The organism is Akkermansia muciniphila ATCC BAA-835 (assembly GCF_000020225.1).
GTDB classification, from domain to species: Bacteria; Verrucomicrobiota; Verrucomicrobiia; order Verrucomicrobiales; family Akkermansiaceae; genus Akkermansia; species Akkermansia muciniphila.
In genome coordinates, this window is the sequence record NC_010655.1 from 2,556,669 (window position 1) to 2,578,640 (window position 21,972).

The following is a 21,972-nucleotide window of genomic DNA, read 5'->3' on the forward strand; positions in this document are numbered from 1 at the left end:
GAACCATGTATTGGGGAAATTTTCCCGGAGACATCCAGCCCCGCCGTATTTTCTCCTGTTGAGTCCCTTGCGGAGAACGCTGCGGCGCGGTGGAAAGGGAATATCTGAACAACCCCTTCCGCCGTTTCGCCCGCGGCCCCCCCTTACTCTCCCATCCCATGCTGAAAAACACGCCCGAGATGCCGCCATGACTTTGCTTGCAAAACGGCAGGAAAGGAGTATCGTCCCCCGCATGTACTATATCACCACGGCCATTGACTACACCAACGGACCGCCCCACATCGGGCACGCTTATGAAAAAGTCCTGGCGGACGTCCTCGCGCGCTGGCACCGGATGAAGGGGGAGGAAGTCTATTTCCTGACCGGGGTGGACCAGCATGGGCAGAAAGTGCAGCAGACGGCGGAAAAGCTGGGCATTACGCCGCAGGAGCATGTCAACAATATCACAGGGCAATTCCTGGCGTTGTGGGACCGACTGGGCATCAGCAATGACGGATGGGCCTCCACGACGGATCCGCGCCACAAGGCCTGCGTGCAGAAAATCCTGACGGACCTGAAGGACAAGGGGCAGCTTTACAAAAAATCCTACAAGGGATTCTACTCCGTGCGCCAGGAACAGTTCCTGACGGACAAGGAACGGGACGCGGAAGGCAACTTCGGCCCGGAATGGGGGGAAGTGGTGGAACTGGAGGAAGAAAACTGGTATTTCCGCCTGACCGACCATGTGGAATGGATGAAGCAATTCGTGGAAAAGAGCAGTGATTTTGTCCTTCCGTCCTTCCGCAAGGCGGAAGTGCTCAACGCCATTGACTTTGACTCGGACCTCTGCATTTCCCGCCCCAAGAGCCGCCTTTCCTGGGGAATCGAATTCCCGTTCGACCCCGAATTCGTCACCTACGTCTGGTTTGACGCCCTGATCAACTACATTTCCTTCGCCGGCTACCTGGCGGAGCCGGACAGCGGCCTGCCGGAATTCTCCAAACTCTGGCCCGCAGACTGCGAAGTCATCGGCAAAGACATCCTGGTGCCCGCCCACGGCGTGTACTGGCCCGCCATGCTGCATGCCATGGGCTTTTCCGACGAGGAAATGCCCACCCTGCTCGTGCACGGCTGGTGGAACATCAACGGGGAAAAAATGTCCAAGTCCATCGGCAACGTGGTGGACCCCAACCTGCTGGCGGAACAATTCGGCCCGGAACCTGTGCGCTATTACCTGGTGCGGGACATCACCACCGGGAAGGACGCCAACTTTGACGCGGACCGCTTGGTCATGCTGTACAATACGGAGCTGGCCAACGACCTCGGCAACCTGTGCAACCGCTCCATCAACATGACGCGCCGCTATTGCGACTCCGTTATCTCCGGAGCGGAGGCATATGATGACGAAGCCTCCAAAGCCCTGCGCTCCACCATGGACCAGGCCGTCACCCTGTTTTCCAAATACATGGACGACAACATGGCCTCCGATGCCCTGGCGGCCCTGAACGCCCAGGTTTCCGCCTGTAACGCGTACATTGAGCAGCAGCAGCCCTGGCAGCTGGCCAAGGATGAAGCCTCCGCCCCGCGCCTCCGCTGCGTGCTGCGCCATTTGCTGGAATGCTGCGCCCAAACGGGCTATCTCATCGGCTGCGTCCTCCCTGACGCCTCCGCCCGCATTCTGGGCCAGCTCAACGCCGGGGATCTGTTCCGGGGCCTTACGCCGGCCGCGCTGAAGTGGGGAATCCTCCCCGCAGGGCACCGCATCAATGATCCCGCCCCCGTTTTTCCCCGCATTCTTTCGGAAGAGGAAAAGGCCAAACTGGCTGAAAAAGCGGCCAGGGCGGCAAAAAAACAAGGCTGATTCCCGTGAATTCCCCCGCATCCTTCGTCAAATCCCTGCTGGCCCAATGCTGCCTGGGCGGCATTTGCGAGTGGGTGGTCTGCCCCGGCGCGCGCAACATGGCGCTGCTCCAGGTGCTGGCTGCCGCGGAGGATCTGGTGAAATGGACTCACTTTGACGAACGGTCCGCCGCCTTCTTTGCGCTGGGCCGCATTCAGGATATAGGGCTGCCCGTGGCCGTGGTCACTACCTCCGGAACGGCGGCGGCGGAACTGCTCCCCGCCGTGGTGGAGGCCTACTACCAGCGCCGCCCCCTGCTCCTGCTCACGGCGGACCGTCCGGCGGCCTGCCGGGGTTCCGCCGCTCCCCAGGCCATCGAACAGGCGGATCTGTTCGGCATTTACGCACCCACGATTGACCTGGAAACGCCGGAAAGCCTGCCGGAAGACATTCTGCAAGACTGGGATTACGCCTCACCCCTCCATATCAACGTGTGCCTGCCGGATCCGGACCCTGCCTGGAACCCCGGCAGCTGCGACCTTTACCCGGCGGAACCTCCGGAGGAAAACGGATTCCGGGGCTCCCTGGCAGAACTGGCCCGGGCCCTGCGCTTCAAATCGCGCGGCGGGCTGGTGGTCATGATCGGCGGCCTGGACCCCACGGAACAAGCCCCGGCCCGGTGGCTGGCCAACGAACTGAAAGCCCCCGTGGTGGCGGACGCCACCTCCGGACTCCGGGAAGAGCTGGCCCATCTGGCTCTGACGGACGCAGACGCCCTGCTGAGGGAACACCCGCCCGCCGTCCTGCTCAGATTAGGGGACGTGCCCGTGGCCCGCTTCTGGCGCGACCTGGAGGACATTCCAGCCACGGAAGTCTTCTCCGTCACCCGCACCGGCTTCTCCGGGCTGGCCCGCCCCTCCTCCGTCGTAACCGGAGACCTGGAAGCCATTCTGCATGCGCTGGGGGATATAGATACCGTGGGCGACGTCAACGGCCTGCGCGCCATGAACAAACGCAGGAAAGCCCTGATGGAGGAACTGCTCATCACCTGCCCGGAAAGCGAACAGGCCATGGTGCGCTCCTTCTCCTGCTTTGCCGCGGACGGAGACTGCATTTACCTGGGCAACTCCATGCCCGTGCGGTACTGGAACAGCTTCGCCCAGACGTCCATCCCCACGGAAAACGTCCGCGCCAACCGGGGCACCAACGGCATTGACGGGCAAATCTCCGGTTTTCTGGGGGTCTCCGCCCGGTGTTCCCGCTCCTGGGCTCTCGTGGGCGACCTGACCGCCATGTATGATTCCAATGCCCTGGCACTCCTTCCCCAACTGGACAGGGGGACCCGCGTCCTCGGCGTCATCAACAACGGCGGAGGGGGCATCTTCCGCACCCTCCCGGGAGCAGACGGCCAGCCGGAAACCATGAGGAAGCTGCTTGTACAACCCCACGCCCATTCCTTCAAAGCCATTGCGGAACAATGGGGAATGCGCTACCTGACCATCCGCACGGCGGAGGACTTCGACCAGCTTGATTCCCTGGAGGAAAACAGCCAGACGCTTGTAGAGCTCATCCCGGACAGGGAGCAGACGGAACAGATCCGCCTCCGGCTGGCCAACGCCCAGGTGTAAACATGCCTTCACCAAAAACGAAAGGAAGCCGGCCTTTTGCCCGGCCATATCCTGCGATTCCTTCCAAATGGATTGAAAATGCCAGATAAAAATAACATTTCCTGCATCTAACCATAGGGAAATTTCTTTCTTGCCAGACGAAGGGAAGAGACTACATTAACGGCGATTCATGAAAAATGAATCTCCATTGGGACGACGGCGGGAGCCGTCAGGAAATAGATGGGGAATCCGGTTAGAATCCGGAGCAGTTCCGCTACTGTAATTCTTCCACAGGAAGATAAGCCAGAATACCAGCCTGATGGATGCCTATGCATATGGCGGGAAACCATTTGATAGACCATGTTCACCAGAATCATATCCGCTTTGGATAAGGAGCGCCCCATTCACGGCGTCCTCTGTTATTTCCGGTTCCATGTCTCAACCGGACTTTCCTGTTTCCGGTATCCCCCTGAATGAATGGAACCTTCCCATCCGGCGGTCTCGCAACCGCCAATGGCAAGCCTTTTTTCTGGAAACCGGTGCATGGGCTGTGCGTCAACACAAAGTCCATACGAAACATGATGAGTAAAAAACAACTGCTATTACTGCTGCCGGCCCTGTTTGCGGCCATTTCAACCCTTCCTGCAAATGCGGCCCACATCCTTACGGGAGGAGGAACCGGAGCTGTAAATGCCAGCGGTACAGGCATCTCCATGCAACTGAACCAGGGCTTTACTTCTGATACTGCCCTGCCCGGAGCCGTGAACCTCGACTCCATACAGCTCAAGCTGACGGACAACCGGTTTACCGCGGACTTCACATCCGGCAGCCTTACCATGGTGGTATTCACCAAACCGGCGTCGGACAGCGCGGACTGGACGGTCGTCGGGCAATCCCGCACGGAAGAAAACCTCTCCGTGAATATCGGCTCCTACACCGACGTCGAATTTACCTTCAGCAACCTCCTTCTGAACACATCGCAGGAATACGTCTTCGCCTTCGTTTCTGACGCCGCCATGCTGGGCAGGCTGACAATAGGCACGAGCCTTCAGGCGGAAGAGGGAGCTGACTCCCCATTCAGCGTAGACAACGGATTTGCCTACGCCTCCATGCAGTCAACAGCCTTTTACAGCGGGGCTCCCGTCATACTCTACTACAATACGGGCAACGAAACGAGCATGTACTTCCCGAACATGATCGTTACCGTCACCGACCCCGAAAGCGTCCCCGAACCGGCTTCATGCCTGCTTGTCACGCTGTCGTGCGCGGGCCTGCTCGTCTCACGCAGAAGAAGATAACCTCGAACCGCCAAACTACTGGAATATCCGGTACGGCTACGGCCTTCTGCGATTTTCCCAACTGCCTTTCGCGCGGAGGGAAAAGCCGTACCGAGTCATTGGGCATTCCGCCCATCCCCCAACGCAGGCTCAGGGCCTTCACCTGGCAGAGCTGGCTGCCCCAACCGTCTTCCGAACCTCGACCTCCCTTGCATAGGGCTGCAAACCGGTACGGAACTTCAGCCCCCGGTGTTCCCTATCATGTGGGCACAGCGTACGTTTTCATTCACTCTCGCAGCATTCAAGCGCGGTTGAAAAAACAGGACTTCTTTCTGTCCAGAACTCCAACCCGGCATGCCAGCAGGGAAGAACCGTGGCCGGACTTATCGTAAAACAGGTATCAGAATTCCACCTTCTCCACATCCTCATTAATTTGCAGAAAAGGATGTTCTCCGCCGGATCACGGTCGCAATCCTCCAACTTCCGGGAAACGGCCTCCTCCCACCGTTCTCCCGGCATTTTTTCTCATCGGCAGAAAGTCCGCCGGGACTGCGGAAACAGCCCAGACGAATGATGCACAAACAACCAAAGCCGCATGCAACAGGGCAGTGCCATGAAACAGCATGTCCGCCTTAATATTCATACGGCAGGAAGCACCGGGCCGCCCTCCCCTTTTTTCCGCCTCCAGAGGCATTTGACGCAGTCTCCCCCCCTTGCCATTAAATACGTTCCTGCACGGCATGAGGTTGCCGGCCTTCCGCCGGAAACCAGTTAAAGATAGCTGCGCACCACGCCGGAGACGCGTTCACGAGCCGCGGCAATGCGCTTGCGCAATTCCAGCGTGTAGGCTTCCATATCCCGGATGGGGGACTGGGCCACCCCGGAAATCATGGCCGCCTGGGCTACCGCCGGGCACTCCCATTCAATAATGCGGGGATCAATGGGCTTGGGAATCACGTAGTCGATGCCGAAGCTGAGCGGGGCTCCCCCGTAAAGGTCAATCACTTCCTGGGGGACGGGCTCCTTCGCCAGATCGGCCAGGGCGCGGGCGGCGGCAATCTTCATCTGTTCATTGATGACGGAAGCGCGCACATCCAGGGCGGCACGGAAAATAAAGGGGAAACAGGAAACATTGTTCACCTGGTTGGGCCAGTCGGAACGGCCGGACCCCATAATGCAGTCAGGCCGCGCTTTTTTAGCATCCTGATACGTAATTTCCGGGTCCGGATTCGCACAGGCGAAAATGATGGGGGAAGGAGCCATGAGCTTCACCATGTCCTGCGTGAGCAGTCCCTTGGTGGACAGCCCCAGGAACACGTCCGCTCCGGTAAGGGCCTCCTCCAGGGAGCAGTCTTCCGACTGGGAGAACTGCGCTTTCGTGGCATGAAGATCAATGCGTCCGGTATGAATCAGCCCCTTGGAATCAAACATGTAGATATGTTCGCGACGCACCCCTAACGTCATGTAGAACTTGGCGCAGGAAATGCCGGCAGCGCCGGCCCCCACGACGACAACCTTCATATCCTCCAGCTTGCGGCCCGTCAACTCCGCGGCGTTCAGCAGGGCGGCGCCGGAAATCACGGCCGTGCCATGCTGGTCGTCATGAAACACGGGAATATTCATCTCCTCCCGCAGGCGTTCTTCCACCATGAAGCATTCCGGAGCCTTGATGTCCTCCAGATTGATGGCGCCGAAAGTGGGTTCCATGGTCTTGATCGTCTCAATCAGCTTTTCCGGTTCCTTCACGTTCAGCTCAATGTCAAAAACGTCAATATCCGCGAACACCTTGAACAGAACGCCCTTGCCCTCCATCACCGGCTTGGAGGCATCCGGACCGATATTGCCCAGTCCCAGAACGGCGGTGCCGTTGGTGATTACGCCCACCAGATTGGAGCGACCAGTGTACAGGGCGCTTTGAGAAGGATCCTCTTTAATGCGGAGGCAGGGCTCGGCCACGCCCGGGGAATAGGCAAGAGTCAGATCCCGTTGTGAAAAGCAGGGCTTGCAGGGCAGCGTTTCCACCTTGCCGGGGCGGGGCTGGGAATGGTACTGCAAGGCATCTAATCTAATATCGGAACTCATGATTGTAATGAAAAAACAGAAAATCGAGCCTTGCTTGCACCACAGAACAGACATGCATTCAAGTAAATAATCAATTAATTGCGTCACACGCTCCGGAAAAGGAAAACCTCTTTTTACATTGATAGAGTCCCCCGGGTATGCTAGTAGGTAGCCGATAATTAACCGCCTGTGACCATGGAACATACTCCACCCCTGCCTTCCGGATTTAATATCAACGGCTATCTTATTCAATCCCTGAAACAGACGGCCCCTCTCTGCCATGTTTATTACGTTTCGGATGCCAACCATGTTCCATACCTGCTCCGCGAATTCTGCCCCCAGGGGCTCGCTGTGCGCGACCCGGAAAGCGGAAAACTGCGTTATCCGGAAAACACGGATATTGAACGGGAAGTTCTTCCGCTGAAAAATGACTTCGAAGCCCAGTTCCGAACCGGTTCCCTGTGGGAAATTTCCGCCCTGGGCACCCTGTACCTGGCTTATGCCATTCCCGGCAGCCATGCCGCAGCGGAGCCTCCTCCCGGTCCGGTCATCCCCCCGGCGGAGCCCCTCCGGAGCGATCAACGGCCGCTGTCCACTCCCGGAACCGGGGCGGCGCCCGTCCATGCGGGTTCCCTTCCCCAGCCTCGGAAAAAGAAAAACTCCGTTGGCCTATGGCTCCTTACCCTGCTCCTGCTGGGAGGCGCATGCGGAACTTATTATTACACCCAGACAACTTCGGAAAAATCCGTCTCTCTGCAGGAACCGGCCGTCCCCCAATCCGGCAGGGAAAAGAAGAAAGCTGCCAAACCGGAAAAGAAAGCCGTACTGCCCGCCGTAAAGGCGGAAACCCCTCCGGAACAGAAAAACGCCGTGCCCGCCTCCCCGTCCGGAGACGTGGAACAGCCGAAAAAAACACCGCCGCCTATTTCCTCCGGAGAAAGGAACGGAAACGCCCCGGACATTTTAAAGAATGAATCCGCCGCCTCCCCTGCTCAGACTGCCGGAGAATCCGATGTCCCGGCCCATGACGCTGCAGACGGAAAACAGCCGGAACCGGAAAATTCCGCCAACCGGAAGGAAGCACAGGCGGCACAATCTGCCGTCACCCCTGTTCTTGAAACGCGTCTACGGGGAAAAGCCTCCAGGCAAACCACCAATATGGGAGACGTCAACTCCTATGTGAGGAAATTCGCCAAGCCCATGACGCTGAACCAGTGGAAAAAGCAATACGCCAACCTGTACACAAGCTGGTTCGGCAATTCCGAGGAAGTAGCCAAAGGCTGGATCACCACCTTCGGCCCCCTGGGATTCCGAGCCCGCGGTTTGGACGCCTCCTGGCCGGACACGAACTTCCGCGGCTTCTTCCCCAAGACCATGCTGGATCCCAACGGGGAACCCGTGGCGAACCTCTACACGGTCACCCAGGTGATTGAGGGTTCCCCCGCTGAAAAATACATCAAGGAAGGAGATCTGATCCTGGGCATTGACGGACACCCCTTCAAAACGTCTCAAAGCCTGGACGTGCTTTACGGCCCTTATCAGCACCAAAACAGGCGCGGCCTGGACATGCACGCGGGCCTACTGGTGGACAAGGCGGAAGGAGCCGGAAAAATAACCCTGAATATTATTCCCGCGGAAAGCGTGGAAAAAATCCAGGGCATCCAGCCTCTCTGGAAAGAAGTTTTACGGGAGGAACGGGCCCAAAAGCCCGTCTCCCTTTCCATTCCGGTAAAGGGCGGCCAGCAGGTGCGCCTGCGCGTGGATGACGGCGGCAACGGCATTGGCAGCGACGGTTTTGAATGGTCTGGCCTGAGGCTGGAAGGTCCCGGCGGAACCGTTCCGCTGACCCGGGCCCTGCAATACACCGTAGGTTACGGGGAGGCCAAGTATGACCCCAAAAGCAGCGTATGGCAGGCCCACGCCGTCTCTTCCCTGGTTTTTGACATCCCCAGGGGAGACTGGGAACTCAAAGGGACAGGAACCCCCAGGTGGTCTGCCTCCGTTGGCGTGACCGTACAGGTGGGAGGCTCCTCCACTCTGCCGGACGCCGTGAAGAAATACGTAAAAAATGTCACCTTTAAAATACCCCAGCTGGGCTCCTATGCCCTCGGCTTCCCCAAAAACTGCGCCAAGAGCAAGGCGGTTGTCCACATGATGAGTGAATGGCTGGCGGCCCAGCAGCGCGAGGACGGTTCCTGGGAACGTCCGGGCGGCTACTGCGGCAACCATTATGATACGGGCTGGGCCGGGCTGGCCCTGATGGCCACGGGCAACCCTAAATATGACCCCGTCATTAAAAAGGCGGCGCACTACATCGCCTTCTCCGGCTCCCAGTGCTGGTGGGCCGTCCCCCAGGCATCCGCAGGTATTTTTCTGTGTGAATACTGGCTGCGCTACCGGGACAACTCCGTTCTCCCAGCCATCCGCAACGGCGTGCAGCGCATGAAAAACGAAGTCCTTTACGGGGACTTCGTCACCGGCCACGGCATTCACCCGGGCTACCGGGGAACAGGCGTCAGCATTGGCGGCTCCCACATGTGCCTGTTCCTGGCGCTGGCCAGCAAAACCCCGGCGCGCACGGAAGACGATGTGCTGGACAAAATGATGGATCATGCCCAGTCCATCTGCCCCACCGGCATGGGGCCCTACGGCCGCATGACGGAAACCTTCACCTTTGAACCCAACCGCGAATGCGGGGGAACCTACTCCGGCCGCCATGGCCCGTACTACATTGCTTCCCTCATCTGCGGCGGCCCGGAACTGTACACCAAAAACAGCCGCATCATGTACGGTGAAGGCCCCATCGGCGGCTGTGACCAGGGCCACTCCTCCGAGACGCTCTCCATCATGTGGGCCCTTCCCGCCTACTGGCGAACCAATCCGGAAGTATATTACAAAAACATGGAGGCTTTTCGATGGAAACTGACGCTGTTGCGCCCCTTTGACGGCGGCATGATGCAGAACCCCAACCGCCTGGAACTGATGACGGCGGATCCCGTCATCGGCACCTACATCCGCACCAGCATCTGGATCACGGCCCTCTGCGCGGAACGCCGGAACCTGGCAATCACGGGCAAGCCGGAATTTCAGGCAAAGACATTCCGGAAGGTGCCCCCTATCATCGATACGGAATCCCGCTTCCTGAATACCTACGTGCGCAACTGGTCCATGGTAAATGCGGCGCTTGGGGCCAAGGCGCCCGCCTCCCTGAAATCCGCCATCCGGGAACTGAAAAACATTCCTGTGGAACAAGGCTGCCGCTTTAAGCTTATCAATGTCGTCAACAACCGCGCCCTCCCCATCGCCAAGGCTATCATGGAAATTCCCGGGGTGGACCAGCTCACCAAGGCCACCTGCGCGGAAATGGTTCTGGGCATGGATGTGCGCATTTTCTTTGAACCCAAGCGCAAGGACGATAACCCCCAACCCGGGGAATATTCTTTAACCGTGGATGTCCAGCAGCCGCTGGGCGGCCGCGCCCTGGGGCTTCACCGCGACAAGGAACTGGAAGGAAAAGCCAATTCCGCCTACAAATATGACTTTGCCGGCACGGTGCAATTCAGCGACACGACCACCTTCTCCCCCATGGAAACCATTTCCTGGACGCCCAATTCCAAATTCGGCGGACAGTGGAACGTTTACTCCTATAAAAAGGAACTCAGCGGTCCCACCCAGCCGGGCGTGCAGAAAATGAACGCCAAAATCAAATGGCGCGTCAATGACCTGGATGTGGAATACGACCGCCCCATCGCCGTGGGCGGCTTTGAAGTGGGATGCCCGGAAAAAGCCCTTTCAGTCACCAACTGCAACCATCTGTGGGTGCCGGGCATCCTGATCCGGGACCACGGCAACTGGGGATGCTCCTTCCATCTGCCGGACGGAACCTACATTTCCGCGGCCTCCCAGGGCAACCAGATAGAGGTGTACGACAAAACGGACAAAAAGAAGGAAACAACCTGGGTTTCCCCGAATGACTCCTGCCTGACTCAAGGTTCCCGTTGCCTGTTCCGCGTTTCTACGGACTGGCACGGCCTGGAATGCCGCGTGCGTGAACTGAAACTGCTGGGCAGTTCCACGGAGGAAGTCGCGGACTATAAGCTGAAAGCCTCTACCGGAGGCCGTGTGGATACGGCCAAACTACTGGACAGGGACGCTACCACCGTTGAAGAACTGGACGCGTCCCCCTCGGAAGACGAGCCCCTGGTGCTGGAACTCACCCTGAAATCCCCTGCCGCCCTGCGCGCCGTGGACATCAAGATTGAAAAGGGCAACAACCGTTTAGTCATTGAAGCCAACAAAGGCGGCAAGTGGATTCCTATTCACTGGGGCTCCCTGGGGGCCTCTACTGCCGGCGTCAGCGATGCTCAGAAAGCCATGTACGCGAATGAACCGGAAGTACTGCGCATGCTCCAGCTTCCGGGCAATGGATTTATCAAATGCATGCGGACGTTTGACCCTGTCACCACCAACAGGCTGCGCATCAAGCTCTTCCAGAAGGGCGGAAAAGTCCGCCTTGCGGAACTGCACGTGTACAAGGCAAACGCCGTCAGAAATATGGCTCTCCAGTCTTAAACGGCTTTCACCTGCGGCCTGGAATAACAAAAAAAACTTGTGATGAGGAAATCCCGGCAGGGGCGCCAATCGCCGTGTCCCTGCTGGAAAAACCGGACATACCATTTTTAAGGAGGGAGGAAATTCCCTGCTCCATGCCGGGGCGGCCAGCCAACTTCTTGTCTATTGACACCAAGCCGCGCCTCCCCTATATTTCCTTATTATGTTCATCAGGACAACGCTCCTTTTTCCTATTCTTTTTCTCTCACTTTCAGGATCCTCCGTCATGGCGGCAACCCCTTGGGTTTCTGACAGGAACTGGGAACTCGTTTTTGAAGACAATTTTGACGGCTCATCGCTGAACGCACACAACTGGAGCCGCATTGATTACGTAGGCTATAATGCCCCGGACTGGCGCAAGTACCAATCCCGGGACGAAAGCCTTGTGGAATTCCGGGAAAAGGACGGCAACTCCGCCATGACCCTGTGGGGAAAATACGGGGACTACACCACCCAAACCAACCAGACTGCCCCAGCCAGGACATACGCCTGCGGAGGGGTATATTCCCTGAAAACCTTCTCCTTCCAATATGGATACGTAGAAGTCCGCGCCAGATTCGACTGTGTGCAGGGCGTCTGGCCGGCCATCTGGATGATGCCCAAATCCGACAGCATCGGCTGGCCTGTCGGAGGGGAAATTGACATCATGGAACACCTGAATTACGAAGGCCGTGTTTACCAGACAATCCACTGGTCGCAAAACGGCGTTCCCAACCAGGATAACTCCCAGGGGGTCACCCCCGGTTGGAACGATGGTGCCGAAAAAGCAAACTGGCATACCTACGGGATGGAATGGACGGAAGAAGGCATCACCTTTTATGTGGATGGAAAAGCAACCGGTTCATTCAAAAAGCCCAATAACGCAAACTGGCCCTTTGACAAGGACGGAAACGAATTCTACCTGATCATCGACCAGCAGATTGGAGGCAGCTGGGTGGAAAACGCAGGAGTTAATAAGGGAATCGACCAAAATACGCTGGCCAATTCCGGAGCCGCATTCGACATCGATTATGTCAAAGTCTATTCCTCAAGCATCTACAACCACCTCGTTCCGGAACCCGCTGTGGCTTCGCTGGGCCTGTTGGGAATGGCCTTGCTGGCGGCTCGCCGCAAAAGAAACTGATTGCCCACACACCTTTTCCTTTTGTTCCTCCCTGCCGCGGGAATAAATCTTCCGGGACATTCCCGGCATATTCTCAGGCAAAAACCGTCATTGGCACCTGCCTCAATATTTCTGGACTGGGGATGAAGGCAGTTTTTCTCTTCCGTCCTCTTCCAGGCGGCATAGAGCCTCCGCACGGCGGAGGCAGGAATCCCACAGGGAAGCCTTTTCCGGAAACGGGAAACACAGGGAGTCGCTCAGCTTTTCCACCCGTTTGAAAGAATCCCACCGGTCATAGGCGTTCAAACTTTCCTGGCGGGAAGCCAACCCATCCAGCCAGGGAAGAGGGTCATGGCAAATCAGGGGAAGATCGCATCCGGCCTTCAGGGACAGGAAGGCGGCGTCATCCGGTGAATACTGCGTCGTAATCGCCCCCATGCACAAATCATCCGTAAACACCACGCCCCGGAAACCGAGGCGGTCACGCAGAAGCCCCCTGATCACCCGTTCAGACAAGGTGGCGGGATAATCGGGATCAATCTGAGGCAGCATGATATGGGCGGACATGATGGAGGACAATGCCGGACACAGAGCCAGAAAAGGCAGCAGATCCGTCTTGAACAGCTCCCGTTCATCCAGGCCGATCACGGGAAGGCTGAAATGGGGATCCGCCAGGGCACGCCCCATGCCGGGAAAATGTTTGCCGCAGCTCTGCACGCCTCCCCGGCGCAGGTTGGAGGCATAAACGCCGCCGCGTGAAATAACGTCCTGCGCATTGTCTCCCCAGCAGCGGCCGGGCAGCGCGTTGGCTGCGGACGGATCATGGCAAATATCCAGCACCGGGGCAAAATTCAGGTTCACCCCCAGGTAGCGGAGAGCTAAAGCCGTCACCGCGCCCAGTTCCACGATGCCGCCAACCGAACCGAGCCGGGCCAGCGAAGCCGGGGAGGGCAAATTCAAGCCCAGGGAAGCGGTGCGAACCACCCGCCCCCCCTCCTGATCCACGGCAATGACAGGATGGTGGAGGCAAAGTTTCCGCAGCGACTCCGTCAGACCGCGCACCTGCTCCACGGAATCAATATTCCTGGAAAACAGAATGAATCCGGCCGGCTGCAAACGCCGGATGGCAGCCTCCTCCTCCGCGCCCACTTCATGGCCGCTTATGCCGATCAGGGCAGGGAGCATGGACGAAAAAAGATTAATGGCCCAACAAGGAAGTCCTGGTGTACAGCGGGTAAACGGGAATGCCGCGTTCCTCAATCGCCTGGCGTCCGCCTTCCTCTCGGTCCAGCAGCACCAGGGCGGCGGCAACCCTGCCCCCTTCCGCCTCAATGGCATCAATAGCCTTCAGCGTAGAGCCTCCCGTCGTGATAACGTCATCCACCACGACCACGGTATCCCCGGCCTGGAAATTGCCTTCAATACGGCGGCCGCGGCCATGGTCCTTCGGTTCTTTGCGCACGGTGAACACCTGAAGCGTCTTTTCCGCCCCTTCCAGAGCGCTGGTCATGCCGACGGCCAGGGAAATAGGGTCCGCCCCCATGGTCATGCCGCCGATGGCCGCCACCTCCGGGAAACGGGGCAAAATATCCTCCTTCACCAGCTTCCAGCCCAGAGCGCCCACCAGAGTGGCTCCTACGGGGTCCAGGGCTGTCATGCGGCAGTCCACATACAAATCGGACACCTTGCCGGAAGCCAGTGTAAAAGTTCCCGTACGCACGGATTTTTCCAAAAGAATGCTTTTAAGAAGATCGTATTGTTCGCTCATGAAAATAGGGATGAATGAAATGGTTCGCCGTGTATAACAGATACCCCCGGAATAAGCAACGGATAACAGCATGCAAATCTTGACAAAAAGGAGGACAGGCCCCATAACCTGCCTGACATTTTCCCGTTCCCATGAAATCCGGCATACTGGCGTTAGTTTCTATCAGTTCCGCTCTTGTTTCCTGCATATCGTACGAGAGGCCCCCGCTGTTTGACCAAATCACCGGAAAAATTCAGGGAATGTCCGGACGGGACGATTATCTGTCCGGGGTGGGCGCCACCTCAGGCGTCAACACGGATCTGCCTCCGGAAGCCCGTCTGGGCCAGGGATATTGGGATCTGCCGGCGGGCACCCAGGGGGAAAAGCACATCATCATTGACCTCAAGCAGCAGAAAGTCTTCTACTACGTGGGAACCACGCTCGTGGGCGTTTCCCCCATGTCTTCCGGCAAGGAAGGCTACGGCACTCCCAGGGGAACATACAAAATCATCCAGAAAGACGCCAACTACAAATCCGGCACATACGGCGTTCTGCGCAGCAAATCCACCGGAGCCGTCGTCAACGGAGATTACAACGCCAGGGCTGGCGGAGCGCCGGCAGGAACCTACTTCGACCCCGCCCCCATGCCTTACTGGATGCGGATTACGGGAGGCTACGGCATGCATGTGGGTTTTGTCACCGGATATCCGGTCAGCCACGGCTGCGTGCGCCTGCCGGAGGACATGGCCAAGACATTCTTTGAACACACCCCCATCGGCACCAAGGTCACCATCCGTTAGCCGTTTCCTGCGCGGCATTGCGCCGCAGAAATGCCACACTTTCCGGAAACCGGCGTGTTTCGTATTCCCGCCGTCCGGAAGCGTTCCGTGCTGATAACTGCTCCCGTTTCATGGCGCAGCTTCCTCACTCCGGCATTGACAAACGGCTCCGAACCTTTTTGAATATACGGGATCTTTGACCTCTTGATTCGTCATGACAATCCCTCCTCCCCCTGCCCTGCCGCCCCATTTCAACATAGGCGGCTACAAAATCACGGCGCTTGTAGAAAGCGGTCCGGACTATCATCTGTACCAGGCTCTTTCCCCGGAAGGCCATGCCGTCCTGATACGCGAATTCTGCCCCCGGGGCCTCGTTACGCGTGACCTGGCCAGCGGAGAACTGGCTGTCTCTCCGGAAAATGAATCCCAATTCGCCCAGGCCCGGGAAGCTTTTGAAACCCAATACGCAGCCAATGCAGAAGGCAAGCTGAGGGGATTCGGCACCGTGCTCTTCCTTTACCCGCTTTCTCCGGCGCAGCCCCAGCCGGCTGCAGCGCATGCCCAGGCTCTCCGCCCCGCAAAAAAACCGCAGCAACCGCAACTGCGGAAACCCGTAGTCGGCGCCGCCATCCCCGGAACGCCGCTGCCGCGGGTAAAGCACTCCGGAGGGTTTCCGGTCATCCCGGTCATTGTGACCGGGATGCTCGCCCTCTTCGGATTTCTGGGCTACCAGATACTCAAGGATAAAGAAGAACCCGTCGCTAAAGCCGTTACCGTGCCCGTACCGGCTCCGCCCAAACCCAAACCCAAGCCCGCTCCGCCAAAACCGGAGCCCGTGGTGGTCACTCCTGAACCGGAACCCGTGGTGGTCGCTCCCGAACCGGAACCGGAGCCTGAACCGGAGCCGCCTGCTCCCGACCTTTCCCCCTCCCCGGAAGTCATTGCCATGGAAAAGGCTTTACGGGAGGAAGCTATCGCGTCCAAAGGGAAATTTTCTGAAAAACTGTTGAATAAATATCCCCATTACGCGGAAGCCTACGTACGGGATTACGTGAAAAAACGCGGAGGCAGTTTTTCTCCGGATTTTGAAAAATGGCTGAAAAACACGAAAAACAATCGTGAAGTCTTCGCCATGTTCTTCCCGCCGGACCCCAGCGTCGCCACCAATGTGGCTTTCATGATTGATGAACTGGGGCTGGAAACAACGGAAAAATATGACCAGCTCGTTCTGGCGTTCGCAGTAGGACGCCGCGAATTCGGCATGGGAGCCTTCGACCTTACCCATCAGGGCCGTTACGTTGATGCCCTGGGCAAGCTGAATGATCTGAGATCCTCCGGAGTCATGCCTCCGCCAGCGGACCTGTACTGCGCCGGGAAACCGCCCGTCAACTGGTATGGGAACGCCCCCCGCACCGTGGATGAGGAATGCTACAAAAAGGTGGAAGCCTATCTGGACCGCAAAAAAATTACCCCCAAGCAGGCCTGGCTCAGGAAATACCCCACCGTCTCGGAAATTGGGGACTCCGCCATTACGGAAGACAACCTGGCCGGCTTTCTGCACGAATACATGTACCGCCACGGCCAGCTGAGGCGCAAGAGGGATCCCTTCCCCACTCCGGTGGAATTCTTTTCCTACCTGGTGGATAAATATGAACATTGCGGTGATTTGCGCGACGTGGACCGCAAGCGTGTGGAATGGACCGGCGTCTCCCTGGAAGGAACGCCCTGGCCGGCCATGATGGCCCTTTCGGAAACGCGCCCTCTGCGTGAGTGCGACAGCGTGTGGGAACGCTACATGGGCCAGCGGGGCCCGACCCGCCTGTGGCTGTACGGCCCCTACCGGGCGGATGACGATAAGGAACCGCCCATCCTGTTCAGCTTTGACCCGGATCCGGAATGGTCCAGGGAATCCAATGAACGCAAGCTCCATGAAGGCGGCGTGTGCGGCACCATGTCCCTTATCTCCCGCAATTCCCAGATCGCGCGCGGCATTCCCGCCGCCCCCGCCGGGCAGCCTGGCCACGGCAACCTGATGACCACCCATTTCACCGGCAACGGCTGCTGGCTGAGCGTGGGACAAAGTGTGGACACCCTGAAAGCCACCACGGGATTCTGGTACTTCCGGGATTCCAACGCACCGCGCACTGGCAATGCGGAATACCAGTCTGGACTGGCCCTGTCCATGAATATCGACTATGAAAAGTTCATCGACAGCCGATTCGCCATGAACATTTACAAACTGGCGGCCACCGGCTCCTCCACGGAAGAGACGGCCGACCCTTCCGCCACGCTCCCCAAGGAATTCACGCAGACCGCCATGAGGACCGTGCTCAAGGCCAACCCGTTCTACACGGAAGCCTGGTACACGCTCTTCAAGCAGGAACCCCAGGACCTCATGGGAGCCACCAAGATGGTGGATGAAGTGAGGGAGGCCCTGCCGGACGGCATGGGCATCAGAAAACTCTGGAAAACGCGCAAATACGTTTCCTCCGTAGGCCGCGGCGACAAAAACGGCAAGGACATGCTGGCCAACCATGCCAGGGAATACGTCAATGTGCTCTGCTCCGTGATTCTGGAAAATGCCCTGAAACAGGAATATGACTATAAGACCTTCCAGTGGGCCGAACTCATGTCCTGGCTCAAGTCTGAATCCAAACGCAACTCCTACCCGGAGCCTCAGGCCGCCTATCAGATAGCGTATGCCAAGGCCCAGGGCACGGACAGGCTCAAAAGAACCGTAGACAGGGGATTCAAGAAAGCCCTCAATTTCTACCGGGACGACAGCAACGCCCTGAAGGAACCCAAGGATGTGGATCAGGAGGAAATGTCCTTTTCCCTGGCCGCCCTGTGCCAGGCCCTGCCCAAGGAAGAACTGATCCCCTGGATGAAAAACATGCTGGACACCTGTCCGGACGGGTTCAAATACAAGCCCAAAAATAAGAAGGAAACGAAAATCCACCCCTTCTACGACGCCCTGACGAAAAACTACATGTCTCTGGCTGACGGTTCGGAAAAATCCCGCGTCAAGTCGGAAATGAAAGAGGCTTCCGACAGAATTCTGGAGCTTTCCCAGGACAAGAAAGGCGATGGGAATGGGTCCTCCGGACGCCGCCGGAGACGCTGATTCCCCGCTTCCGTGCACCTCTACGTCCACATTCCTTTCTGCCACCGTATTTGCCCGTACTGCGCTTTCTTCAAGCACACGCCGGCCTCCACGGACATGAAATCATTCATCCGTGCTCTGGGCAGGGAGGCGGAATCCCGCGCAGCCGCTCTGGCCACAAACCGCGGAGGGGAAACGGCTACGCTTTATTTTGGCGGGGGTACTCCCTCCATGCTCTCGGACACGCATCTGGGGCATTTTATGGAAACCCTGGATCGTCTCGTGCCCGTGGACAAACTGGACGAATTCTCCTTTGAGGCCAACCCCGCCACCTTTACGGAAAAAAAAGTGCGCTTTTGGCGCAGCCTGGGCATGACACGTGTCTCCCTGGGCGTGCAGTCCCTGGATTCCGGCATCCTGCATCTGCTGGGGCGCGAACATACCCCGGCCCAGGCTCTGCACTCCGTGGAAATGCTGAAAAATGCGGGAATGCCCCATATCAACATGGATCTCATGTTCGCCATTCCGGGGCAAACCCTCTCCATATGGGAAGCCACCCTGAAGGAAGCTGTCCGCGCCGGAACGGACCATATCTCCGCCTACAACCTCACCTATGAAGAAGACACGGAATTCTTCCGGAGCCTGCTGAGGGGAGAGAAAAGGCAGGATCCGGACGAAGACGCCGCCTTTTTTGAACTGGCGGAACACATGCTGGAGGCGGCAGGCTTGCGCCACTATGAAACCTCCAACTACGCCCGGGAGGGCTGCATCTCCCCCCACAACATGGCCTACTGGAAGGGAGAGGACTATGTGGGCATAGGGCCTGGCGCGGTCAGCACCATCAACGGCATACGGTACTCCAACACGCGGGATACGGACGCCTACATACGCAGCACGCTGGAAAACGGCCTCCCCCTTTCCGAACAGGAACCCGTCACCGAGGAAGACTACCGCTTGGAACGCATTGCCCTGATGCTCCGGACGGATGAAGGATTGCCGCTGAAATACATTCTGCCGGAATCCCGTCCTCTGCTGGAACAATACCGGGAACTGGGCTTGGCGGACATTTCCCCGGAACAAAGGTTCATCCTGAAAGGCCGCGGACGCCTGCTCGTGGACGCCATCGCAGCGGAACTGTGCTGACGGATAGTTTTTCCGCCTCAGAGATCAGCAGTCTGCGGAATCCGGTGCGAACCGGACACTGGAATAAGCGGGCATGGGCTACTTTGTTCCCTGATTTTCAATATCCAAGGAGCATCCCGCAAAAAAAAGATACCGGTATCTGCGTATTCGGATGTTGTTTTTTCATCCCGGCTCTTTGGGAAAGGGATTTCTTTTTGTGACCGTACGGCTCTCTGCAAAAAGATTCCATGCAACAGGAATTTCAGCAAGGGGCGCTTCACAAAAACAATACTTCACGCCGGCAACACCCACGTATCTAATCAATTTGGAACTGGCGTGCCATTTTTTTCAACCACCAGTCCCGGTGCCTCATCTCGTCCCGGCTGCGTTCCAGTTCCCGAAGCTCGCTGCCCCGCATCCCTCCCTTCATGTAGCGTTCATCCAGCTTGCGCGCCTCCGCACGGGTATCTTTCCGCAGAGCTTTGTAAAACTGGGCCCCCGTCACCAGCCCGCCGGCTGCACCGCTCCGACCCACCAGGTTCATGTAAAGTTTCTTCAGCCTGTTGTAATCCTCCACCACCTGGTTATATTTCAAAGCGGCGTACTGGTAACGCTCCTTCCAGTCCTCCGGCCCCGGATTGACCAGACGGTCATCCAGAGAACCGGGAACCGGCGCGGAAGACGGGGATGCCAGTCCTCCGGAGGATAATGGCGTAAGCGGCGGAGGCTGGGGAACGGGCTTGCGGCTTGTCTTGGGAATACCGCCGACCGTCACGGAAAGGGGGGAGCGTTCCTCCAGCAGAGCGTCCATGCGTGCCTGTTCCAACGTTTCCCGCAGATGGGCACGTTCTTTCTGCAGGGACGCGTTCAAGTCGCGTTCTTCTGAAAGCGACTGCTTCAGCGACCGCATGCCGCCGGACATTTCCGAGTAAACCAGCGCATAAGCCCCGATGCACCCCAGCAGAAAGCCCAGGCCCAGCATGATGCCCCTTTCTCGCCACGGTCCAGGACTGCGTTCCGGAGCCGGTTCCGGAATGTCCGGTTCCGGCTCATGGGAAACAGTCAGGTAATGTTCCAGAGGGCCCTCGTCAGGCATGGGCTGATTCAGGGTTGGGACGGGAAAAACGCAGGTTCAAGCCTGTTCAGGACGGATGCAGTCCGCGCCGAAATACGGCACAAGCGCCTCCGGAATCCGGATGGAGCCGTCCGGCTGCTGGTAAGTTTCCAGAAGGGCCACATACAGCCGCGGCAGAGCCGTGCCGGAACCGTTCAGGGTGTGGCAGAACTGGTTCTTGCCGTCGGCATCCTTGTAACGCAGGCGCATGCGGCGCGCCTGGTAGTCCGTAAAGCAGGAACAGGAAGAAACTTCCAGATACTGCCCCTGTCCCGGAGCCCATACTTCAATATCATACGTCTTGGCGGAGGAAAAACCGAGGTCTCCCGTGCAGAGCTCAATCACCCGGTAATGCAGCCCCAGTTTTTGAAGGATGGATTCCGCATGGCTGCGGAGCACTTCCAGCTCCCGGAAGGAGTCTTCCGGCTTTAAAATCTGCACCAGTTCCACCTTGTCAAACTGGTGGACGCGGATCATACCGCGGTTGATGCGGCCGGCGCTTCCGGCTTCCCGGCGGAAGCAGGGCGTGTACGCGGCCATCTTGATGGGCAGGTCGCTTTCCTGTAAAATGGTATCCCGGTACAGGTTGGTGACCGGCACTTCCGCCGTAGGAATCAGGAACATCTGCTGGTCTTCCGTGCCGTACATGTCTTCCTCAAATTTAGGAAGCTGGCCGGTGCCTTCCATGCACTCCCTTTTCACCACAAAAGGAACGCCCACTTCCTGATAACCGTTTTCCACGGTCTGCGTATTCAGCAGGAAGTTGATCAGGGCACGTTCCAGACGGGCGCCCGCCCCACGGTACACCACAAAACCGGAGCCCGTAATCCGTGCTCCGTCTTCAAAGGAAATCATGCCCAGATTCGCGGCCAGTTCCACATGGTCCTTCGGGTTTTCAATAGCGGGCTTTTCTCCCCAAAGCTTGATTTCCGGGTTGGCCGTTTCATCCGCACCCACGGGGCATTCCAGGTGCGGCAGGTTGGGAATGTTCATCAGCAGGGAGGTGAGCTGGGCTGCATTTTCCTCCGCGACACGGTCCAGTTCCCGGATGCGGTCCCCGATTTCGCGCACGCGCGCTTCAATGGAGGAAGTGTCTTCCCCTTTCTTCTTGAGCATGCCGATCTGCTTGGAGGTGGCATTGCGCTCGGACTGCAGGGCCTGCTTTTCCGTCTCGGCATTGCGGCGCGCTTCATCGCAGGCCAGAACGTCATCAACAAGCTTCCACGCGTCGCCGCTGCGGGGCTTTAGCCGCGCTTTCACTTCTTCCGGATTTTCTCGTATTACACGGATGTCGAGCATAACGCGCACAGCTTGCACTCCATCCCCCCGCCACGCAAGCCAAATGAACGGCCTTCCATGGAAAAACGTTACCCTTTCACGGAAAAACGCTGCGCGCAGAGGCATGCTTTCCCGAATGCCGCCCCTTTCCGGAAACTGCCGTTTTTCCCGTGTCAGACAATGATTTTTTTCCTTCTCAGGAAAACCGTACAGCAGGAGGACCGGACTCTCCATGTTTCCGGGAATCATGGACATCCGGCGCCAGGGTGCATTACAGGAAGGACCGGGAAGGAACTTCCCCCCGGTTCCAACAGGCGGAGTTCCTTTCATCACTATTTGTTCTTGAAGAATC

13 protein-coding genes and 1 riboswitch are annotated in these 21,972 nt (G+C 58.0%); of the genes, 8 read left to right on the top strand and 5 right to left on the bottom strand.

Going from position 1 to position 21,972, the window contains the following annotated elements; translation table 11 throughout:
- Positions 1–187: 187 nt before the first annotated feature.
- The 3 genes from metG (at position 188) to AMUC_RS11230 (ending at position 4,724) form a co-directional block, all read left to right on the top strand.
- Positions 188–1,840, top strand: coding sequence for a methionine--tRNA ligase (gene metG, locus AMUC_RS11220; RefSeq protein ID WP_012421126.1), 1,653 nt, complete (start codon positions 188–190; stop codon positions 1,838–1,840).
- Positions 1,841–1,845: 5 nt separating this feature from the next.
- Positions 1,846–3,447 (top strand): 2-succinyl-5-enolpyruvyl-6-hydroxy-3-cyclohexene-1-carboxylic-acid synthase, encoded by a 1,602-nt coding sequence (menD, locus tag AMUC_RS11225; RefSeq protein ID WP_012421127.1) that lies wholly within the window; start codon positions 1,846–1,848, stop codon positions 3,445–3,447.
- Positions 3,448–3,619: 172 nt separating this feature from the next.
- Positions 3,620–3,760: riboswitch (cobalamin riboswitch) on the top strand.
- A gap of 244 nt (positions 3,761–4,004) precedes the next feature.
- Positions 4,005–4,724, top strand: coding sequence for a PEP-CTERM sorting domain-containing protein (locus AMUC_RS11230; protein WP_042448446.1), 720 nt, complete (start codon positions 4,005–4,007; stop codon positions 4,722–4,724).
- A gap of 750 nt (positions 4,725–5,474) precedes the next feature.
- On the opposite strand, the gene AMUC_RS11245 is transcribed toward AMUC_RS11230, so the two are convergent.
- Complete coding sequence (locus AMUC_RS11245; protein WP_012421129.1) at positions 5,475–6,785, bottom strand: malic enzyme-like NAD(P)-binding protein; 1,311 nt, start codon at positions 6,783–6,785, stop codon at positions 5,475–5,477.
- Positions 6,786–6,959: 174 nt separating this feature from the next.
- Between AMUC_RS11245 and AMUC_RS11250 the strand changes: the two genes are divergently transcribed.
- Positions 6,960–11,336 carry a DUF6288 domain-containing protein gene (locus AMUC_RS11250; protein WP_012421130.1) on the top strand — a complete coding sequence of 1,459 codons (4,377 nt, stop codon included), beginning with the start codon at positions 6,960–6,962 and terminating at the stop codon, positions 11,334–11,336.
- A gap of 265 nt (positions 11,337–11,601) precedes the next feature.
- On the top strand, positions 11,602–12,498 hold the full coding sequence (locus AMUC_RS12245; RefSeq protein WP_157738293.1) for a glycoside hydrolase family 16 protein: 897 nt from the start codon (positions 11,602–11,604) through the stop codon (positions 12,496–12,498).
- Positions 12,499–12,600: 102 nt separating this feature from the next.
- Here the strand turns inward: AMUC_RS12245 and nagZ are convergent, their stop codons facing one another.
- Together nagZ and pyrE are read right to left on the bottom strand one after the other, a co-directional pair.
- The gene (gene nagZ / locus AMUC_RS11260) at positions 12,601–13,662 is read right to left on the bottom strand and encodes a beta-N-acetylhexosaminidase (RefSeq protein WP_012421132.1); all 1,062 of its coding nucleotides are present in this window, start codon (positions 13,660–13,662) and stop codon (positions 12,601–12,603) included.
- Positions 13,663–13,675: 13 nt separating this feature from the next.
- Positions 13,676–14,245, bottom strand: a complete 570-nt coding sequence (gene pyrE, locus AMUC_RS11265; protein ID WP_012421133.1) for an orotate phosphoribosyltransferase — start codon at positions 14,243–14,245, stop codon at positions 13,676–13,678.
- A gap of 131 nt (positions 14,246–14,376) precedes the next feature.
- Between pyrE and AMUC_RS11270 the strand changes: the two genes are divergently transcribed.
- From AMUC_RS11270 to hemW, 3 genes are all read left to right on the top strand, one after another.
- On the top strand, positions 14,377–15,024 hold the full coding sequence (locus AMUC_RS11270) for a L,D-transpeptidase (protein ID WP_012421134.1): 648 nt from the start codon (positions 14,377–14,379) through the stop codon (positions 15,022–15,024).
- Between the two features lie 193 nt (positions 15,025–15,217).
- The gene (locus AMUC_RS12845; protein WP_012421135.1) at positions 15,218–18,127 is read left to right on the top strand and encodes a hypothetical protein; all 2,910 of its coding nucleotides are present in this window, start codon (positions 15,218–15,220) and stop codon (positions 18,125–18,127) included.
- A gap of 12 nt (positions 18,128–18,139) precedes the next feature.
- Positions 18,140–19,249 (top strand): radical SAM family heme chaperone HemW, encoded by a 1,110-nt coding sequence (hemW, locus tag AMUC_RS11280; protein ID WP_012421136.1) that lies wholly within the window; start codon positions 18,140–18,142, stop codon positions 19,247–19,249.
- A 295-nt stretch (positions 19,250–19,544) separates the two neighbouring features.
- Here hemW and AMUC_RS11285 read toward each other — a convergent pair whose 3' ends face one another.
- Both AMUC_RS11285 and serS read right to left on the bottom strand, forming a co-directional pair.
- Positions 19,545–20,324: a hypothetical protein gene (locus AMUC_RS11285; RefSeq protein ID WP_012421137.1), complete on the bottom strand. Its 780-nt coding sequence runs from the start codon at positions 20,322–20,324 to the stop codon at positions 19,545–19,547.
- Between the two features lie 36 nt (positions 20,325–20,360).
- Positions 20,361–21,641 carry a serine--tRNA ligase gene (gene serS / locus AMUC_RS11290; RefSeq protein WP_012421138.1) on the bottom strand — a complete coding sequence of 427 codons (1,281 nt, stop codon included), beginning with the start codon at positions 21,639–21,641 and terminating at the stop codon, positions 20,361–20,363.
- Positions 21,642–21,972: the final 331 nt, after the last annotated feature.

Excerpts from the sequence above, each read along its gene's own strand:
- nagZ (WP_012421132.1), bottom strand. The coding sequence starts at position 13,662 with ATGCTCCCTGCCCTGATCGGCATAAGCGGCCATGAAGTGGGCGCGGAG.
- pyrE (WP_012421133.1), bottom strand. The coding sequence starts at position 14,245 with ATGAGCGAACAATACGATCTTCTTAAAAGCATTCTTTTGGAAAAATCC.
- AMUC_RS11270 (WP_012421134.1), top strand. The coding sequence starts at position 14,377 with ATGAAATCCGGCATACTGGCGTTAGTTTCTATCAGTTCCGCTCTTGTT.
- AMUC_RS11245 (WP_012421129.1), bottom strand. The coding sequence starts at position 6,785 with ATGAGTTCCGATATTAGATTAGATGCCTTGCAGTACCATTCCCAGCCC.
- AMUC_RS11285 (WP_012421137.1), bottom strand. The coding sequence starts at position 20,324 with ATGCCTGACGAGGGCCCTCTGGAACATTACCTGACTGTTTCCCATGAG.
- AMUC_RS12845 (WP_012421135.1), top strand. The coding sequence starts at position 15,218 with ATGACAATCCCTCCTCCCCCTGCCCTGCCGCCCCATTTCAACATAGGC.
- AMUC_RS11230 (WP_042448446.1), top strand. The coding sequence starts at position 4,005 with ATGATGAGTAAAAAACAACTGCTATTACTGCTGCCGGCCCTGTTTGCG.
- AMUC_RS12245 (WP_157738293.1), top strand. The coding sequence starts at position 11,602 with ATGGCGGCAACCCCTTGGGTTTCTGACAGGAACTGGGAACTCGTTTTT.
- AMUC_RS11250 (WP_012421130.1), top strand. The coding sequence starts at position 6,960 with ATGGAACATACTCCACCCCTGCCTTCCGGATTTAATATCAACGGCTAT.
- metG (WP_012421126.1), top strand. The coding sequence starts at position 188 with ATGACTTTGCTTGCAAAACGGCAGGAAAGGAGTATCGTCCCCCGCATG.
- serS (WP_012421138.1), bottom strand. The coding sequence starts at position 21,641 with ATGCTCGACATCCGTGTAATACGAGAAAATCCGGAAGAAGTGAAAGCG.